The sequence below is a fragment of the Marinobacter caseinilyticus genome (assembly GCF_011074955.1).
Lineage (GTDB): Bacteria > Pseudomonadota > Gammaproteobacteria > Pseudomonadales > Oleiphilaceae > Marinobacter > Marinobacter caseinilyticus.
On record NZ_WUQJ01000009.1, the window covers coordinates 1 to 18,042 of the forward strand.

At 53.0% G+C, this 18,042-nt stretch carries 16 protein-coding genes; 4 read left to right on the forward strand and 12 right to left on the reverse strand.

What is annotated here, in order from left to right:
• The 7 genes from GRX64_RS03620 to GRX64_RS03650 form a co-directional block, all read right to left on the reverse strand.
• Window positions 1-1,017 (reverse strand): thiamine pyrophosphate-binding protein (locus GRX64_RS03620; protein ID WP_166263833.1); only part of this gene is annotated, 1,017 nt, incomplete at its 3' end.
• A gap of 68 nt (window positions 1,018-1,085) precedes the next feature.
• Complete coding sequence (locus GRX64_RS03625; RefSeq protein ID WP_235937506.1) at window positions 1,086-2,777, reverse strand: GGDEF domain-containing response regulator; 1,692 nt, start codon at window positions 2,775-2,777, stop codon at window positions 1,086-1,088.
• A 13-nt stretch (window positions 2,778-2,790) separates the two neighbouring features.
• Entirely contained in the window at window positions 2,791-3,246 is a 456-nt protein-coding gene (locus GRX64_RS03630; RefSeq protein ID WP_166263834.1) for a response regulator, read from the reverse strand.
• 72 nt (window positions 3,247-3,318) lie between these two features.
• Complete coding sequence (locus GRX64_RS03635) at window positions 3,319-4,779, reverse strand: ATP-binding protein (protein ID WP_166263835.1); 1,461 nt, start codon at window positions 4,777-4,779, stop codon at window positions 3,319-3,321.
• A complete protein-coding gene (locus GRX64_RS03640) occupies window positions 4,776-5,327 on the reverse strand; it encodes a YfiR family protein (RefSeq protein WP_166263836.1) in 552 nt (183 codons plus the stop codon). The genes GRX64_RS03635 and GRX64_RS03640 overlap by 4 nt, the downstream gene beginning before the upstream one ends.
• Window positions 5,328-5,781: 454 nt before the next feature.
• Window positions 5,782-6,321 (reverse strand): porin family protein, encoded by a 540-nt coding sequence (locus GRX64_RS03645; RefSeq protein ID WP_166263837.1) that lies wholly within the window; start codon window positions 6,319-6,321, stop codon window positions 5,782-5,784.
• Window positions 6,322-6,484: 163 nt separating this feature from the next.
• On the reverse strand, window positions 6,485-7,186 hold the full coding sequence (locus tag GRX64_RS03650; RefSeq protein ID WP_235937507.1) for a DUF1223 domain-containing protein: 702 nt from the start codon (window positions 7,184-7,186) through the stop codon (window positions 6,485-6,487).
• 270 nt (window positions 7,187-7,456) lie between these two features.
• On the opposite strand from GRX64_RS03650, the gene GRX64_RS03655 reads away from it, so the two are divergent.
• Window positions 7,457-8,200, forward strand: coding sequence for a glucosaminidase domain-containing protein (locus GRX64_RS03655; RefSeq protein ID WP_207308721.1), 744 nt, complete (start codon window positions 7,457-7,459; stop codon window positions 8,198-8,200).
• A 45-nt stretch (window positions 8,201-8,245) separates the two neighbouring features.
• Here GRX64_RS03655 and GRX64_RS03660 read toward each other — a convergent pair whose 3' ends face one another.
• Window positions 8,246-8,911, reverse strand: a complete 666-nt coding sequence (locus GRX64_RS03660; protein ID WP_166263839.1) for an alpha/beta hydrolase — start codon at window positions 8,909-8,911, stop codon at window positions 8,246-8,248.
• A 403-nt stretch (window positions 8,912-9,314) separates the two neighbouring features.
• Between GRX64_RS03660 and epsC the strand changes: the two genes are divergently transcribed.
• Complete coding sequence (gene epsC / locus GRX64_RS03665) at window positions 9,315-10,286, forward strand: serine O-acetyltransferase EpsC (protein WP_166263840.1); 972 nt, start codon at window positions 9,315-9,317, stop codon at window positions 10,284-10,286.
• Between the two features lie 17 nt (window positions 10,287-10,303).
• Here the strand turns inward: epsC and GRX64_RS03670 are convergent, their stop codons facing one another.
• Window positions 10,304-10,894, reverse strand: a complete 591-nt coding sequence (locus GRX64_RS03670) for an acyl carrier protein phosphodiesterase (RefSeq protein WP_166263841.1) — start codon at window positions 10,892-10,894, stop codon at window positions 10,304-10,306.
• A gap of 99 nt (window positions 10,895-10,993) precedes the next feature.
• Window positions 10,994-12,202 (reverse strand): lysophospholipid acyltransferase family protein, encoded by a 1,209-nt coding sequence (locus tag GRX64_RS03675; RefSeq protein ID WP_166263842.1) that lies wholly within the window; start codon window positions 12,200-12,202, stop codon window positions 10,994-10,996.
• A gap of 166 nt (window positions 12,203-12,368) precedes the next feature.
• Between GRX64_RS03675 and recQ the strand changes: the two genes are divergently transcribed.
• On the forward strand, window positions 12,369-14,228 hold the full coding sequence (recQ, locus tag GRX64_RS03680; RefSeq protein ID WP_235937508.1) for a DNA helicase RecQ: 1,860 nt from the start codon (window positions 12,369-12,371) through the stop codon (window positions 14,226-14,228).
• Here the strand turns inward: recQ and GRX64_RS03685 are convergent.
• Window positions 14,216-14,767, reverse strand: a complete 552-nt coding sequence (locus GRX64_RS03685) for a DUF4442 domain-containing protein (protein ID WP_166263843.1) — start codon at window positions 14,765-14,767, stop codon at window positions 14,216-14,218. The genes recQ and GRX64_RS03685 overlap by 13 nt on opposite strands.
• Before the next feature lie 245 nt (window positions 14,768-15,012).
• On the opposite strand from GRX64_RS03685, the gene GRX64_RS03690 reads away from it, so the two are divergent.
• A complete protein-coding gene (locus GRX64_RS03690) occupies window positions 15,013-16,011 on the forward strand; it encodes a hypothetical protein (protein ID WP_235937509.1) in 999 nt (332 codons plus the stop codon).
• On the opposite strand, the gene GRX64_RS03695 is transcribed toward GRX64_RS03690, so the two are convergent.
• Window positions 16,001-17,890: a methyl-accepting chemotaxis protein gene (locus tag GRX64_RS03695; RefSeq protein WP_166263844.1), complete on the reverse strand. Its 1,890-nt coding sequence runs from the start codon at window positions 17,888-17,890 to the stop codon at window positions 16,001-16,003. The genes GRX64_RS03690 and GRX64_RS03695 overlap by 11 nt on opposite strands.
• Window positions 17,891-18,042 lie beyond the last annotated feature (152 nt).

An 18,042-nucleotide genomic window follows, 5' to 3' on the forward strand; every position in this document is an offset into this window, starting at 1 on the left:
TAGTTTTGCGAGAGGCTCTAGTACCTGTTTCGGTGATCCCAAGACAATCATGCGAGCTATTGATGAACGGCTTAAATGCCCGGGATTATGGGACAGGTGAATTAACCGATCGGACAATATGGCGTTTGGATCCCAGCCAGAAGTTGAAACCTCATCAAGCGCAGCACCAATGACAACCACTTTTTCAGCATTTTTTGGCTTGAGAGCTTCCGCTGCACTGTCGTGGCCGGCAAACCCGAAAACACCGCAATAAAGTGGATGATTGCTATCTATTAGTCCTTTGCCTCTCGGTGTAGTAACAATATTCCAACCTCGGGACTCTGCGAGCGCTATCAAAATATCAACGGATTTGGCTGCCCCCTCCCCTAAAACAAGAGTTGCTCTCGAAACACTAGCTAATTCTTTAAAAAGCTGGTGAATACATTCGGGACTTGGAGCCACGTCATGATTGATGAATGGTCGAAGATTGGGGCCATCTGAGACATCGGGAATACGTTGCCTCATGACGTCCAGTGGGATGCCCAAATGAACTGGTCCCGGCTGGTTGCTGAGTGCATAGCTTATTGATTGCAGTAGCTTGGATTCTAACTGAGCGGAATGAGATACCAGTGTGCTGTATCGAGTACAGTTGGAAAACATTTCCACAGTATTAATGCTGGTGCAGGATGTTTCTTGCAAAGAACCTTGCCCAAATTTTTCCAGCGAGGTTTGGGCGGAAATAACCAGCATCGGGATGTCTTCAGCATACGCTGACGCCACCCCCGTGATCAGGTTGGTCGCACCTGGTCCCGCTGTAGAGCAGCAAACTCCGAGTTTACCCGTCTCCCGGGCATAACCTTCAGCCATAAAAGCTGCCCCGGCTTCATGCCTTGCAATGATCGCGCGGATGCCGCCTCTGCGTTCACTGCGTGCAAGGGCATTGAAGAACGGCTCGATACTGCCGCCGGGGACTCCGAACACATACTCAACGCCAAGCTTTTCCAGATGGCGTAAAATCAAGTCACCATTTTCAAACATGAAACATCCTTTTACAGGCTCGAGACACGGGCAGATTGGGTTTGCCCTACTGCTGCCTGATACCTTGTTTAATGGAGCGGCTTGGGCATAGCTATGCCATAGCCTTGAGCATAGTCTAGCCCTAGTTCGGTAAGTCTTTGTTTGACGGCGTCGTTTTCAACAAACTCGGCAATCGTTTTCAGTCCCGCTGCATGACCAATGCGGTTGCACGCATCGACAATACCCAAATCAATGGGGTCTTCGAGGAGGTTGCGGACAAAACCACCGTCCACCTTAAGATAATCCACCGGCAATGCCTTGAGGTAGGAGAATGAACTCATACCTGAACCAAAATCGTCCAGCGCAAATTCGAACCCATCCTGTCTGGCCTGTTTTATAAAGCAAATGGTTTGGTCCAGATTGGCAATTGCAGCCGTCTCAGTTATTTCAAAACAGATTCTTTGAGGCAATATCCGGTGCTTATCCACCAGTTTTTTTATGAAGTTGAAAAGTTCTCCATCACTGAATGATCCACCCGATAAGTTGATGAAAAACGTTCCGGTTGGTTCGCGCCCGAGCCCCGTGCGGTCAAGATATTGGAAAGCCATGTTTATGACCTGGCGGTCAATTCGAGGCATCAGGCCGAAACGTTCGGCCGCCGGGATAAAGGCACCCGGAGGGACAATGCTGCTGCCCTGCTGAAGCCTGACCAGGAATTCCGTGCGGAAACCGTCAGCACTGTGGGCTTGCAATGGAATCATTTCCTGGTGGTACAGGAAAAAACTGTTAGTCTGAAGCGCATGCTGGAGACTGCTGGTCCATTGCATATCTGTTTGGCGCTGCTGCATTTCTTTGTCATTGGCCTGGTAGAGCTGCACATTGTTGCGGCCCCGGTCTTTTGCGGCATAACAGGCCAGATCAGCATGGCTAAGCAGTTCGCTGGACGATTTGTATTCGTTGCTGATGACGACCATGCCAACACTCAAAGACACCGAAAACGGCTTGTTTTGCCAGACAAATTTGAATTCCCGGGCTTCCTCGCACAAGGTTTCCGCGACCTTACTCGCGTGGGTTGCGTCGCACCCCCGAAGCAGCACGCCAAACTCATCGCCCCCCAGCCTGGCCAACGTATCGTCAGCTCGGATGTGGCGAGCCAGGAGTTTGGCTATTTGTTTAAGTAGCGCGTCACCGGCTATGTGCCCACAGGTGTCGTTGATAATCTTGAACTGATCCAGATCGAGATAGAGCAGCGCATGGCGGCGACCTGTTTCGTGCGAATCCTGAAGGGCCTGGGACAGGTTACGCTCAAATTCGCGGCGATTGGCGAGATTGGTCAAGCTGTCATGGTAAGCCATATGCTGCAGCGTGGATTCAGCCTTGCGTTTCGCCTTACGAACAGAACCTTCACGAACCTCCCTGCTGATGGCAGGGATGAGTCGGGAGAGATTGTTCTTCATAATATAGTCTTGGGCGCCGGCCTTCATGGCACTGACGGCCACATCTTCACCAATGAGCCCAGAGACGATAATTACCGGTAAGTCCGAACAGTATTTTTGTGTCAGCTCCAGAACCCTGAAGGATGTAAAGCCCGGCATATTATGATCGGTAATGGCAATATCCCACATGCCGCCCCGGAGAGCCTTCTCCATGTCCTCTTCGCTGTCAACGACTTGATAAAAAGGATCAACCCCACCTTTTCTCAACTCTCTCAGGAGAAGAAACGCATCGTCTTGAGAGTCTTCTACTACTAACATCCTCAAACGGCTGTCTGTTTCAATCACGAGGGCTACCTTTTTAGAGCGTGCGAACGGAATCTGCTTTCGGGACTTTATTGACCTTCAACCAATATCGAGCGAGCACGGCCATCTGCTCTTCAAATTCTCGGTAATCGATTGACTTCGTCACATAGCTATTGGCGCCCAAACGGTAGGCTTCGACCAATTCTGCCGGTTCATCCGAAGACGTAATCATAACCACTGGCAACCAGTCCGTCCGTGTCGACGCACGGATTTTCTTTAATACTTCCAGTCCGTTGACCCGTGGCAATTTGACGTCGAGTAATATGACGCCAAGTTGATCCAGTTGTTTACAGGGCTCTTGAGTGTCGCTCCCAAATAGGAAATCCAACGCTTCCTGGCCGTCTTCCAACACTATAACCTGACTTTTTCTGGAGGCCTTTTTCAACGCTCGAACGGTCAAAACCTGATCATCTGGATTATCTTCTACTACCAATATTGAATACTCATCCATGTTGCCCGAAATTCCGTGTTTAACAGCTGAATGGTGCGGAGCCGCCCGCAGTGGTGCAATTAGGTTATAAGTCTAGTGCCCATCAGGCAAAATTGGCAACTTGACGTAAAAAGTTGCGCCGGCGCCAACGTCCGATGTGGCAAAGATGTCACCGCTGTGCCGTCGGATTACCCGTGATACCGTGGCAAGGCCAATGCCCGTCCCGCTAAACTCCGACGGCGCGTGCAAGCGATTAAAGGCGACAAAGAGTTTACTGACGTACCTCATGTCAAAGCCGACACCATTGTCTTTCACCGCAATCGTAATATAGTTGGCCTCGGAAGTCGCGGACACGTCGATCACCCTTTTCTCTTCTTTAGCACTGTATTTCCAAGCATTTTCCAGAAGGTTCTGAAAAGCAATGCGCAGCATCCGATCGTCGCCGACGAGCCATACGTCTGATTGAATACAGACGTCCGTTGGAAGCGGCGAATGGATGTCGTTCAGCTCTTCGGTAATTTCCTGCAGCATGTCACTGAGGTTGAACCGTTGGTTCTCCAGCGGTTGTCTGCTTACGCGGGATAAAACCAGCAAGCCGTCAATCAGGTTCCCCATTCTCACGCTGGCCGCCCGAATCCGGCGCAGATAATCTTTTCCGGTATCGTTCAGTTGACCCTCACAATCTTCTTCCAGAGCCTGGCCAAACCCTTCGATTGCCCTCAATGGTTGCCTGAGGTCGTGTGATACGGAGTAGCTGAATGCCTCCAGTTCTTTGTTTGCCAGGCTCAGTTGTGAGGTCCTGTTTTCGACAATCCGTTCCAGGCTATCCCGGCTCTCAAGGATTCGTCGGTTCTGCTGTTGAATGGTTTCAATCATGTCATTAAAGGTCGACCCCAGGCGGCCAAGTTCGTCTTGCCCGGATACAGGCGCGCGAATCGAATAGTCGTGCTCCTGGGCAATTCTTTCGGCTGTCCCTGACAGGGCCAATATAGGTTCGGAAACGACCCGTTGAAGCTTGAGGGCGACGAACACGAGCCCCAGCTGAATGAGTGCGCCGATGCTCAGGGCTATGAATATAAAAGTCTGTATATGGGCTCTCAGGGCCTTGAGGTCGGAGATGAGATAGAGATGACCGACGGTTTCATCGTCCAGAGTTACCGGCTGCAGGAGTCGGTAGTAATTGTCAGAAAAACCCATTGGCTGTGCGTAATTGATATCGGGACAGCTTTCTTCGCGTTCGCTGTTAAGTGCGCTCATGACACCGCCTGAGGCATCAAAAACACAAACCTGACGAATGGTCTCTATTCTTCGCAAACTCGAAAGGATGCTCGTTAGCTGGTTGTTGTCCTCAAACACCAAGGCCGCGGCGGACTGTTCGGCCAATATGCCCGCGATTACATGCAGCTCTGATTCAAGCTGTCGCTGATAGCTTTTGTTCTCAACCACAATCAGGCTCGCACATACCAGAACGATACCGAGGGTGCTGGTTGAGAGCGTCAAGAACAGGAGTTTGGCCTTCAGGGGCCAGTAACGCCATTGCCAGTGCCGGGTCATCGAATCACCCTTGAAGCCAGCTCTAGCAGACGTGAATTGATGTTCAGGCCGACCGCGTTGGCGGCCAGGAGGTTAATTTCAAACCGGATAACATTGCCTTGCTTGACGTATCCGATGATCCCACCGCTATCAACAAAATTTGGTATATCACTGATTGTAATGATTTTCTGTGCTTCAGCTTGAGCGATGATCGCCGGTAAATTGCGGCTTTCAGATTCACTTACGAACACCACATTGCAGCCTTGTTTGGCCGCAATATTGTCAGGATTCGTGATCTCCAGCGCCCTACCCTGTGAGGTTCTTCCGGCCAGAGGTTGGAGCAAGTTGCCGAAGGGCGTGTCGCCAATCACACACACTTTCAGTGCCGCTTTGTTGTCCGGCTGCTCGGTCCAACTGATAAACCGGGTAAAATTATAAAGAAAGGCAGCTTTAACCTCATATTCGGAACGCACAGAGGCCTGCGCCGACAGCAGGCCGGCACATAATAGCAGTGCGACAAAATATTTCAGTAAAGGCAGAAAGTAACCCCCGGCTGTGTTGCTGCTCATCAAACCTCTTGTCTCAGAGCGACGTCCTTACAAAAAATGCCGCGAAGAGTTAGCCTGGAGTTTCAAGTGAGTTCCTCAAAAGTAGAACAGAAGAGGCGTTGACTGGTTTTCGGGGTTCACAACCTAAGCCCCGTAACGAAGGTTAGCATCCGGAGTTCTGGCGTCAACTGCTACCAAGTGATTGGTTGTGGAGGCTTTCCACGCGGAGCGGGGCAATCTGAGCGAACAAGGTTGGCTTAAAAGGAACAATCCAAGGCAACCGGCACCGGATGTTTTTGGGCTGGAAGGTAGTCTTATGATTGATAAACGGGTTTGATTGTTCAGGCGCAGGCGATTAGCAATATTGAATGAATCTTGAGTCAGCTCTCAGGGCTCCTCAAACATTCAATGAGGAGCCCCAGTGGACTGCTGGTTATGGACGGAACAACCGTCCATCTCCGTTCGTGAGTTTTCTTTAAAAATTAACGGTCAGGCCCAGGCCTATGCCGTCGATGGTGACATCGTCTTTGTCGAAATAACGCATGTACTCAATGTTGCCAGACAGTTCTTCCGAAAGTGCCAGGTTCACACCAAGACCGTAGGAGAAATCGCTTTCGCTATCCGAGACCGTGCCAAAAAAAGACTGTGCCTCCAGCTCATAGCGAGTAAAACCGAAAATCGCATAGGGCGTTGCCGGCGATTCATTTGCAAGATTAAGGGTGGCGTAACCGCCAAAGAAATTGTCGGCAGACAGCTCAACACCGTTTTGAGTGTCATCATCAACGCCAAAGCCGGCGCGAGCTTCCAAACCCAAAAACGGTGTGACATTGGCCCCGACCTTACCAGACAAGGTGCCAAGGTCAGCGTCAAAGCCGTTACCATCCACATTCACAAAGGTGTAGTTACCACCGGCGTAAAGTCCGACATCGCTGGATTTGTACATGTCAGCGTAACTTGGGGCAGCCCAAACGCCGAGTACTGAGATAGCCATGATTGCGGAGATATTTTTAGTCATTGTGTTACCTCATTGTTTACGTGTTCGTAGCCGAACCATCGAAACGGTCCGTCCAGTGGACCTGTATACGCTGCGCTATCTGGGTGCAACAATCCAGTGAAAATCGATGTATTGTCTATATATTACAAACATTTAAATCAAAATCAGTACTCGAGAAGGTTTTTTATTCAAGATAACCGCCCACAGACTGAAGAATTATTGGCGAGTCTGAGGGCGAAATCCAGACAGCCATTGCGGTCTTTTCCTGGCCCGCCTCCGGTGTGGGAGGCAGCAATACGCTCCACTCCTGGGTGCCGGGCACAGACAACACGTCGAGAACCACAAAATCGTGGAACAAGAACTTACCCCTGTTTTCTCCTGCTTTTATTTTGCTGGTGATCCCCATTCCGAGGTAGGCAATGTGCAGTTGGCCGGCGCCCTGCCCGCTGTATTGGGCCGTCAACGTGCCGTTTTCAATCGTGGTTGAAAGGTTGCCTGCCGCCTCGCCTGAGGGATCCCATCGACGCTGGCCTCGAAACCACTGTCGCCATTCCTTGCCGTTAATCACAATGCCCGGCGTATAGGGCTGGCTCACATGTCCCTTGCGCACGTATTGCCGTTGGCGTTCGCTGTAAGCTGGTTTAGCAAACTGGTCTTTCCAGCCAATATAATCCCAATAGTCCACATGAAAGGCCATCGGAATAAACTCGGAAAAGACACCGGGCCGGTCCTTCAGCGAGCTCAGCCAGCGGTCTGCGGGCGGGCAGCTGCTGCAGCCCTCAGAGGTATAGAGCTCTACGATGTCAGTTTTGGTCGGTCCACTGCTCCACTCGAGGGCAAACGTTGTGGCCGGAATCAATAAAAGCAAAAACAGTAAGCGATGCACGGGCATATCCTCGATTAACAGGTGTTAACCGGTCTGAACCTTGGCGAGCTAAATCGTTCCTGCGTTATAAAAAGTTTATATTCTGAGGTTACTTAGCCTCGGGTCACCTGTATTGCCTGCTGAATTGGCCTCAGCCGCCACCTGATCCATGGCAAATCAGGTGGCGTAAAACCCCATCAGGTACCGGTTGCCGCATCATTGTGAGTGTCGCAGCGGGCGGACAGAGCGGTAATGAACGGTATTGAACGTGATCAAGAACGGGATTAATGAATGATCGAAGCAAACAAAACAAAACGAATGGGGCTAGCGGCCGGCATCGCGGTTGTCGTAATGGGTTTGGTTATCTGGGTCAGCACATCCGGTGCCCCGGACTTTACTGATTACGAAGCCGGAGCGGAGCGTAAAGGTGCTTTTTTCAGCTATTTTCTGCCGATTGTGCAGCAGCACAACCAGGAGATACAGGCAACTCGCGATGAACTGGAAGTCTGGGCTCAGGCACCGGGCGATTTGGGCTGGTGGGATCGCGGAGATGTTGAAGATCTTGCCGAGTATTATGGCATGGATGCCTTTGACGTCAGTTCAAAGGCAGACTGGAAGACCCTGTTGCGCCGGGTAGACGTGGTACCGCCGTCGCTCGCACTGGCTCAGGCGGCCAATGAAAGTGCCTGGGGTACATCGCGATTTGCCACGAAGGGAAATAACTATTATGGCCAATGGTGTTTCACTGAGGGCTGCGGCTTGGTGCCGAACAGTCGTGATGCGGGAAAAGCGCACGAAGTGGCAGAGTTTGATTCACCGGAGGAGTCCGTTGAGCGCTATATTCACAACCTCAACAGCCACAAAGCCTACGCCCCGTTACGGTCGATCCGTGAAACACTGCGTGACAGTGGTAATACAGCGACCGGGAGTGCATTGGCCGCCGGGCTCGGGAAGTATTCCGAACGCGGCGACGAATACATTAAGGAACTGAGACAGATGATGCAGTTCAACAAGCTGGGCCAGTACGACCAGTAGTTCTACCCAGCCAGTCGTTCTGAACGGCTATACTGCCCGCTTTCTTCACTTAGGCTGGAGGCGGGCCGTTATAAATTTGCCGACATCAATAATCTCTTCCAGGCAGACGCTGTGTTCCATTGGATAAGTCTGATATTCCGGCGCGTAGCCCATGGCTTTCAAGGTGTCCACGCTCTTCCGACCCAGGGTTTCCGGAACCATAGGGTCCCGGGTGCCATGGTAAATCTTGATCGGAATATTCCGGTTGGCCTCTGAAACCTGAACCGTATCGGCGGTTGCGAGATACGTCGACATTCCTAGAATACCGGCCAGCGGTTTTGGATAACTCAGGCCGAACTCATAGGCGACCGCCCCGCCTTGAGAAAACCCCGCAATGATGATGCGTCGGCTATCAACACCTCGTTCAATTTCACGCTCTACCAGTTTACCGATGGCTTTGGCGGAGGCTTCCAGTTGCACAACGTCCACAGTCCGGTCGATGTCCATGGCTTTGATGTCGTACCAGGCAGGCATCCGCATGCCACCATTGATGGTGACCGGGAGGTTTGGCGCGTGGGGAAAGACAAAGCGGACCGCTGCATTGCCTGGGAGCCCCAGCTCCGGAACCACCGGCTCAAAATCATGGCCGCTGGCGCCGAGGCCATGCAGCCAGATAACCGCCGCATCGGGTGATGGGTTGGTTTCGATTTCAATGCATTCCAGATAGCTCACGGGTAACCTCAATTAATAGATGCCAGGACAATAAGTAGACCGCATTCTACCGAATATTAACGGCAATGAAACCGACAGCCGACTGAGTCGCAGGTGGCCACTTCAACCATCCCCAATTGCAATGTGAGTGACAAAGATAAGATTCATGAATCTGATGGTCTGCGACCGGCAATATTCAGGATGGTTTTAGCCGCAGGGTTTGGGAGAAAATAGATCAGGGGGAAATGGTTTCGAAATGCCAAGCAAGTCATTAAACTATCGGCCTGCACTGCAGATTAGCACTATAGATCTCAACAACAGATCTCAACAACAGATCTCAACAACAGATCTGAACAACAGATCTGCACTTTGGATCTGAATAACAGAGCAGCACTGCCAGCATCATTACGACACGGGGAATCCCATGACAGCCAGAACACCCACACAAATACCCGTAGCCAATGACCAGGCCGCCACAGAATGGCCGCTGAGTGAGGTGATCACAGGTTTGCGAGCGGCCCGACATGACTGGCGTGAACAGGAAGGGCGTGACCTTGAGCTCGGTAGCCGCGAGATGCCGTCCCAGGAAGCGGTTCATACCATTATCGAAACACTCTGCGGCATTCTGTTTCCAATGCGGCTGGGACCATCGGAACTCACCAAGGAAGGCGAAGACTTCTATGTGGGTTATCGTCTGAATAACACCCTGAATGCCTTGCTGGAACAAGTTCGACTTGAGTTGAGCTACAAGCGCCAAGTGCTTGATGAGTATGAGCTTCGAAAATCAACCCGCAAAATTATTCAGACGTTTTCGCTGAAGCTGCCGGCGATTCGTCGTACCCTCGATCTGGATGTTACCGCAGCCTACCGCGGAGATCCGGCGGCTACTTGTGTTGACGAAGTGCTGATCTGCTACCCCGGCGTACGGGCCATTATTCATCACCGCATTGCCCATGAATTCTATTTGGCGGGTTTACCGCTGATTGCCCGCATCATTGCCGAAAAAGCGCACTCAGAGACCGGCATTGATATCCACCCCGGTGCCACGATTGGTAACCAGTTTTTTGTTGATCATGGCACGGGTGTGGTGATCGGTGAAACGGCCATTATTGGCGAGCGCGTGAGGTTGTACCAGGCCGTCACTCTCGGCGCCGTAAGGTTCTCAGAGGACGAATCCGGCTCGCTCAAGAAAGGTGAGCCGCGACACCCCATTGTCGAAGACGATGTGGTGGTTTACGCCGGCGCGACCATTCTGGGCCGTATTACCATCGGCAAGGGATCGGTCATTGGCGGCAACGTTTGGTTGACCCGCAGCGTGCCGGCCGAAAGCCAGATATCTCAGGCCAGTTCCCAACAGGCGGGGGATTGCCTCGAAGGCGGGGCACCGTGCAAATGACCGGGTGAACGATGGACTTACTCAGCCGAAGGCGTCCCGCGCCTTCGGTTGTCTTCAACAAGTTCGGGAAAAAACCTCAGGAACCGCGCCTCCAGTTCCGCATCCAATACCCGTATCTCCTCGATAACCCCCTCAAATTGATTCGGAAACCGTATTCGCCCTGCGATCCTGTCCAGTGCGAAGCCAATGTTGTCCAGGTGGGCATACGCGTTAAACCAGTCGTGTTCGACCATGCGCGCGGTGGTAACGGCCATGCGTGATGGCATTAGCTCCCGCCCCGCTGCCAGATCCTGATAAACCGAATCAATAAACAGATGTTTTGGAATGCGCGTGAATCGAGCCCAGTGGCGCAACAGGTAATGATCGAACAGAACATCCAGCGCAATACCGGAAAACCGCCGTCTTTGGGCGGAAAACAACGGCTTGCAGGCCAGCACATCAGGGTGATGGTCGGTAAAAGCATCCACGGCGCGGTGATTGTACAACCCTACCCTGACCTGGTCGGATAAGGCATCGACATCAAGCCCCTGGGCAAAGTCGCCGAGCAGATTGCCGACTCGGGACTCCACCGTTGGTTGTGACAGAAACAGGTGAGCTAAATGGTTCACGGTCTAAACACTCGTTGCGTTCCACTCTTCACTTTTCACTCTCACTCTCCGTAGCACTGCAGGCAAGTCGAGCGCCTCTGAACCTGCCTGTGACACCTATCAAAGTGTATCAACAGTGCCTTGCGGATGAGAACCGGTGTGTGCTTTCAGTGCACTGACCACCGGGTTCGCGTACATGGCAATCAAATAGGGGCGAATGGCTGGGTCGCAGGCTTCCAGCCGACGGTTCAGCTCTGCCTCGGCTGCTTCAAGCTCCGCGGGTGTCCAGGTTTCCGCCGTCACCACGCTTTCGCTGACGCTCTCAGGTGTTGAATGCGCCGCCGGGTGAATGCCTTTCAGGTTGTAGGCTGCAATATTCGATGCGTGCAGGTGGTAATTTTCGTGCATGTCGCGGTCAATGTGGCAGGCCAGTGCTTTCGGTGTTTCCGGCGCCTGATCAATGGATTTGCCAAAATGAACGTGAACGTGGCCTTTGAAACCGATTAAGCCATTAACGATCTGATTGGTGTCTTCGCTGGGGCCTTTAACGTAGTCCCCTGTCCGACCCCGGATTTCCAGTTCCCGGGCTTTGTCGCGATCACAGGGGTCGTATTCATAGGCGATGGACACCGGCACAATATTCAGCCGGTTCATGGCTTCGGAGAAATTTTCACCACTTTTTTTCCGGCACATATAAAACATTTTGGTGATAGCCGGGTCGGTTTGGTCAAGCCCGTCTTTTGCCCGCCCTTCCCTTTGCGCGATCCAGATACTCTGGTTGCTTTCAATGCTGTGGTTGATAAACGACGACAGCGTCAGATAAGCATCCCGCATTTCCCGTGGGCTGGGTATATTCCGGCGCACCACGAAGCTCTTGTTGAGACGCATCAACTCAGCAAAAACGCGGTTGTGCAGCAGATTATCACCAATGGCGATCCGGGTGGTCTGGAAGCCGTTGGAATACAGCAGATAGTTGACCACCATCGGATCGAACACGATATCCCGATGGTTGGAGATAAAGAGATACGCCTTCGACTTATCAAGGTGTTCCAGCCCGGAAAGCGTGACCCGTGTGGTGGTCTTACCAATCAGTTGCTCAACATACTGGTACAGCTTGCTTTGTACATCATCGATCGATTTTGCACCGTTAAAGTGCTTATGCAGCCAACGCTGTACCGCGCTGCGCACCAAGCCAGGCAACCACCGGCTCAGGGTTGGCGATTTGAACCGGCTCACCATATCTAAAAACGCCTGATCGTTGATCAAACGCGCGATGGCGGCCTCGGTTTCGTCGTCACCATAAGGGCGGATGGCGTCAAATTCCTGCATGAATTTCCTGTCGTTTTAGTGATTTTCAGGGCAGATCGGATCAAAAATCTGGCCATTGTAAACCTTTAGCACCCACTCTGCCCATCCGGTTATTGGCCGCACTGTGAACTCGATTCTGTTAACATGTCGTCCGCCACTTACCTCGCGCGTTTGGATATTCCTTATCATGGATTTTCACCAACTCAGCAGCCGCAAGCCTGACACATCCGATATCGCTCCAGAAACTGTATTACATGAGGTTTTTGGTTACGGTGAGTTTCGTCCACTTCAGGGCGATGTAATTCATGAGATTGTCGCAGGTCGAAACGCCCTGGTTTTGATGCCGACCGGCGGCGGCAAATCACTGTGTTATCAGGTTCCTGCGCTCGTCAGACCGGGCACAGGGGTGATCATTTCTCCATTGATAGCCCTGATGCAGGACCAGGTTGCGGCCTTGTTGCAATTGGGCGTGCGTGCCGCATTCCTGAACTCCACCATGGACTTCCAGCAGGCCCGCGATACTGAAAATGCCCTGCTAACGGGCGAATTGGATCTCCTGTACTGTGCACCTGAACGGTTATTGCAGCCCCGCACACTGGAGTTGATGCATCAGGCGTCGATCTCGTTGTTTGCCATCGACGAAGCCCATTGTGTGTCGCAATGGGGCCACGACTTCCGAGCGGACTACCTGGGCCTGGATATACTTGCCCGTGAATTTGCTCATGTACCACGCATTGCGCTGACCGCCACCGCCGATGAGCGCACCCGCAAAGAAATCGCTGAGCGCCTGTCCCTGACAGAAGCCCGTCACTTTATCAGCGGGTTTGATCGCCCTAATATTCAGTACAGAATTGCCCCCAAGACTAATGCAAACAAACAGTTGCTGGATTTTATCAAGGCTGAGAATCAAGGTGAGGCGGGTATTGTTTACTGCCTGTCACGCAATAAAGTAGAAGCCACCGCAAAACTGCTGTGCAGCAAAGGGCACACAGCCCTCCCCTATCATGCGGGTTTACCCCCAGAAGTGCGGGCCGAAAATCAGGAGCGGTTCTTGCGGGAGGAAGGCGTCATTGTGGTCGCAACCATCGCCTTTGGTATGGGTATCGACAAGCCGGATGTCCGCTTTGTTGCGCACCTGGATTTGCCCAAGAGTCTGGAAGCTTACTATCAGGAGACCGGTCGTGCGGGACGCGATGGCAACCCTTCGGTGGCCTGGATGGTGTATGGCTTACAGGATGTGATCAAACTGCGCCAGATGCTGGAGGGTTCAGCGGGTAACGATCATTTTAAGCGGGTCGAGCGTCAGAAACTGGATGCCATGCTGGGGTTGTGTGAAATCACCACCTGCCGTCGCCAGGCACTGCTGCGTTATTTCGGCGACACTCTGGAAACACCCTGTGGCAACTGCGACACCTGCTTGATCCCACCGCAAACCTGGGACGGCAGCGTCGCGGTTCAAAAAGCGCTGTCCTGCGTTTACCGGACCGGCCAGCGGTTTGGCGTTAACTATCTCATCGATGTGCTTCGGGGCTCAGAAAACGAACGCATTCGGCAATCCGGTCACCAGGTAGTGTCGACGTTTGGCATCGGCGCCGATATGAGCGCCAGCGACTGGAAATCGGTTTTTCGGCAGTTGGTGGCCAATGGCCATTTACGAGCCGACCCCGAGGGCTACGGCGCGCTCCAGCTAACGGAATCGTGCCGGCCATTGTTGAAAGGCGAAGTCCCGGTCCAGTTGCGCAAAGATCCGGTGGTTAAAGCCAAAAAAGGCACCAGCCAAGGCAGCCGGATCAAAGAACAGATTACCGATCAGGTCGGCTGGGACGCCCTGCGAGCTTGCCGTAAGGCGCTGGCCGATGAGCAGGGCGTGCCGCCCTATGTGATCTTCCACGACACCACCCTGTTTGAAATACTGGAACGCCGGCCGGCCAACCTGGCTGAACTGGGGGACATCAGCGGCATTGGGGCGGCCAAGCTGGAACGCTATGGAGAGGCCTTTCTCAAGACCTTGTCCGAACTCGGGTCGGTGGCGCCTCAGGCCGACTGAAAGCCTTTTTTACGCACTCGGTAATGGGCAACGGACGTGGCGACCTGTACGCCATTCTTGTCCACCAACGTGCCCTCAAGACTGAATGCCGCCCGCCCGGTTGCATCGGCGTCCGCTTTAATGGCGGCGATGGTCTCGGCGTCCAGCGTAAATTCCACCGTGACGTCGGAATTGGCGGGCTGCAAAAACTGCAGGGTCATTTCTTTTAAGATGGGCGTGTAGTCCGGGCCCAGATCAAACAACGTCAGCACGCCGCCGGGAATCTCGGCAACCAGGAAAAACGCCCCGGCGTACAAACTGCCAAAATGGTTCTTATTGCCTTTCAGTTTGATGGTGGCCCTGACATAACCCGGTCTGACCTCTTCCACTGCAAAGCCGTTTCGGGGCGCAAACGGGATGGCCAGCCCTATGAGCCGATTCACGGCGGCATAGCCACTGGTTTTTCGCACCCACTGCAGGGGCCGGGTTATCGGTGCGTCCACATCAACGCTTTCCAACCAATGGCCGGTTGCACCGATCAAACGATCCATTAATGCCATACAGACTCCATGTTGCGAGCGACGAGTTGCAGGTTCATATTAGGTCTTTGGCTCTGGCTGGGACCGAGCGACCTTTGCATGTGCCCAGAAGCCAATTTGGTTCGTATAACCTGTTCGGCTGTCATTTCATCCCAATATGATTGCAGGCGATCTTTCCGAGCACAAGGATTTCCATGGATGCCTGTTCCACAGGTGCTTTTTATAAAAGCAGCTAGACTAATCGGGCCATTAAGGAGCGACAAAAGATGGAGTGGTGGGTCATGGCGTTTGATCGGTTTACGTTATTGAGGCCCTCAGGACTCACCAAACGGCGATTACTCGCGGCGTTGTTCGCCACCTGCCTGGCACTGCCTGTCGGGGCGAAGGGAACCAACACTGAGACCCAGGTGCCCGGCACAAGCCCGACAATCACAGACTACATTCTCTGGTATCGCAATTACGACAGTCCGGCTGTGAAAGCCCTGGTTGAGCTGGCGCTTGATAAAACTCCGGAGTATGGCGCTTACAGGCTGATCCGAAGCTCGGAGATGGGGCAAGGTCGGGCATTACGGGAGCTCGCCAAAGGCGATACAAAGGTTGTCGATATCATCAATGTTGCGACCTCACCTCAGCGTGAGCAGTCGCTGCTGTCCGTTCCCATTCCCATTGACGGCGGCTTACTGGGTTTCCGGGTCTGTGTGGTCAACAAGGAAAATCGTAAACGTTTCTCCCGTGTCCATAGCCTGATCGATTTCCAGCAACAAAGGTTCCGCATTGGTCAGGGACTTCATTGGCCGGACACCGATATATTGCGGGCGAATGGCGTCTCGGTGGTGACCAGTGCGCGATTTGAGATTCTGTTCCGCATGCTTGATAACGATCGTTTTGATTGCTTTGCGCGCGGCGTCAATGAAGTGCTGTTCGACCTTGAGCGGCTGAAAGACGCTGGAATGGTCGTGGAACCTTACCTGCTATTTGGGTACCCCATGCCGTCTTACCTGTTTGCCGGGCCGAACAACATCGTGGTCGCGCATCGACTGCAACTGGGTTTGGAGCGGGCCATTCAGGACGACAGTTTTGCGGGCTACCTGGCCACTTACTACCTCGAGGCGATAGAGCGATTGCGCCTGAATGAACGTACCGTGCTGATGCTGAAGAATCCCTATTTAACCGAGGATTCAGAACCCATTGCGCGGCGAGCGCTGGAATCCCTACGCCGCCGCATTGAACGTGCCAAACCGCTGACCAGTGCCCTCAGACCTTGAAGCGCTCCACGTTCTGGCTCAATGACTGGCCAACGGTTTCAATCTGACTGCTGTAAACATCATTCTCACTGGCCGCCGCCGCCGCCTCCTGACCCTGATCCGCGATACGGGTAATGGAAGCGTTCAACTCTTCGGTTACAGATGTCTGTTCTTCCGATGCGGTTGCGATCTGGGTGGTCATCTCACTGATGGAGGTGATGGCACTGGCGATCCGGTTCAGCGCCTCCATGGCATCCTGCGCTTTTTCCATGCTGATATTGGATACCGCAGTGGACGCCTGCATCACCTCGACAGCATCGTTCGCGCCTTTTTGAAGGCGTGTAATCATGTTGTTGATTTCTTCTGTACTGTCCTGAGTTCTGCGAGCCAGGTTGCGCACTTCATCAGCCACTACCGCAAAACCGCGGCCAGCTTCGCCAGCGCGGGCCGCCTCGATCGCAGCGTTTAGTGCCAACAAGTTGGTCTGCTCCGCAATACCCTTGATGACTTCCAGCACGGTTGTAATGGAGGTGACGTCAGTGCCAAGTTTATCAATGACCCCGGCCGCGGATGTAATCTCGGTTGATAGCCTTTGTACGGCGTCCCGGGATGCGGCCACGGTCGTCAGTGAGTCCCGTGATTCCTTGTCCGCCGTGTTGGCGGCGTCGGCGGTTTGCTGAGCATTCTGGGCAATTTCACCCGCCGCCGCCGACATCTCGTTGATAGCGGTTGCAATCATGTCAATTTCAGATTGCTGGCCTTCAACGCTGCGACGACTGGAACTGGCGGTTTTACGTAGCGCTACCACATTGCCGCCGAGTTCGGAGGCGCCGGCCTGAACATCCCGGACAACCGTATGAATATTGCTGACAAAACTGTTGAAGCTCTTGGCCAGTGCACCAAATTCATCGCCGCTGTTATCGTTCAGGCGCTGAGTCAGGTCAGCATCGCCACTGGCGATGTCAGCCATGGCATCCCGAAGCGTACGAAGCGGCTTCATCAGGCTACGGATCATGAAGTGCAGCACGACCAGCGAAAAGATCAGCGCGATCAAGGCAACAATGATGCCGGTGGCTCTGGCCTCCATGACCGGTGCATTGATCAGGTTTTCGTTTGCAAAGGTCGCCAGGTACCAATCGACCCCCTTGGCACTTTTAATTTTGTGAAAACTGGTCAGCCAACGTTCATTATCAATGTCAAAGATTGTGGCCTGGCCCGACAGGTCCGGTTTCTGACCGATAAAGTCACGAATTGGCTTGCCCACAAGTTCCCGTTGTGGGTGATAGAGCACGGTGCCTTTATCGCTGATCAGTGCCGCAAACCCGGTGTCTGCCAGAGTTACCGTTGCCAGAATTTTATCGATAGAGCTGAGGGATATATCGCCCCCTGCGACGCCTTGGTATACACCGCGCTTGACCGGCGCCAGTGTGGAAATGATGGTTTCTTCACTACCGGCATCCAGATAGGGGTCAGTGAAAGATGCCTTGCCGGTGGTTTTTGCTTTTTTGAACCAGGGTCTGACCCGCGGATCATAGTCATTCGGCAATGTTGAGGCTGACGCATCTGTCGGCATGAGCATGTAGCCATCGTCCCGGCCCACGTAGACATCCTTGAACCCGCCGCCCTGGGTCGCCGACTGCAGTATCGCCCTGGCCTGCTGGTCGTTTTCAGCGACCTCAAGGGCTTTTGCAACACTCTCCGTCATTCGCAGACGCGTGTTGAGCCATTCAGCAATGCTGGATGTACTTTGAGCCACCGCATCCTCTATCAAGGCGTCAATATAGGTATTGGTGGTTTTGGTGAGACGGGAGTCGCCCATCACGGCATAGACGCCCATAACCAAAATCAACAGAATACCAACAGCAAATAACAGCTTTTGGCCAAAAGATAGGCGCGACATTGAGGATCCTTTTAACAACGAGTCACTTATGGTTCACATAAGTTGGGATTGAAATTCGATATAGACTGTTTTCGGCTGCTTGGACGAACTCTTTAAGGCGTTCTGGTAAACTGTTGCACTATTTATTATGTTCCGACCCGTAGGGAGCTGCC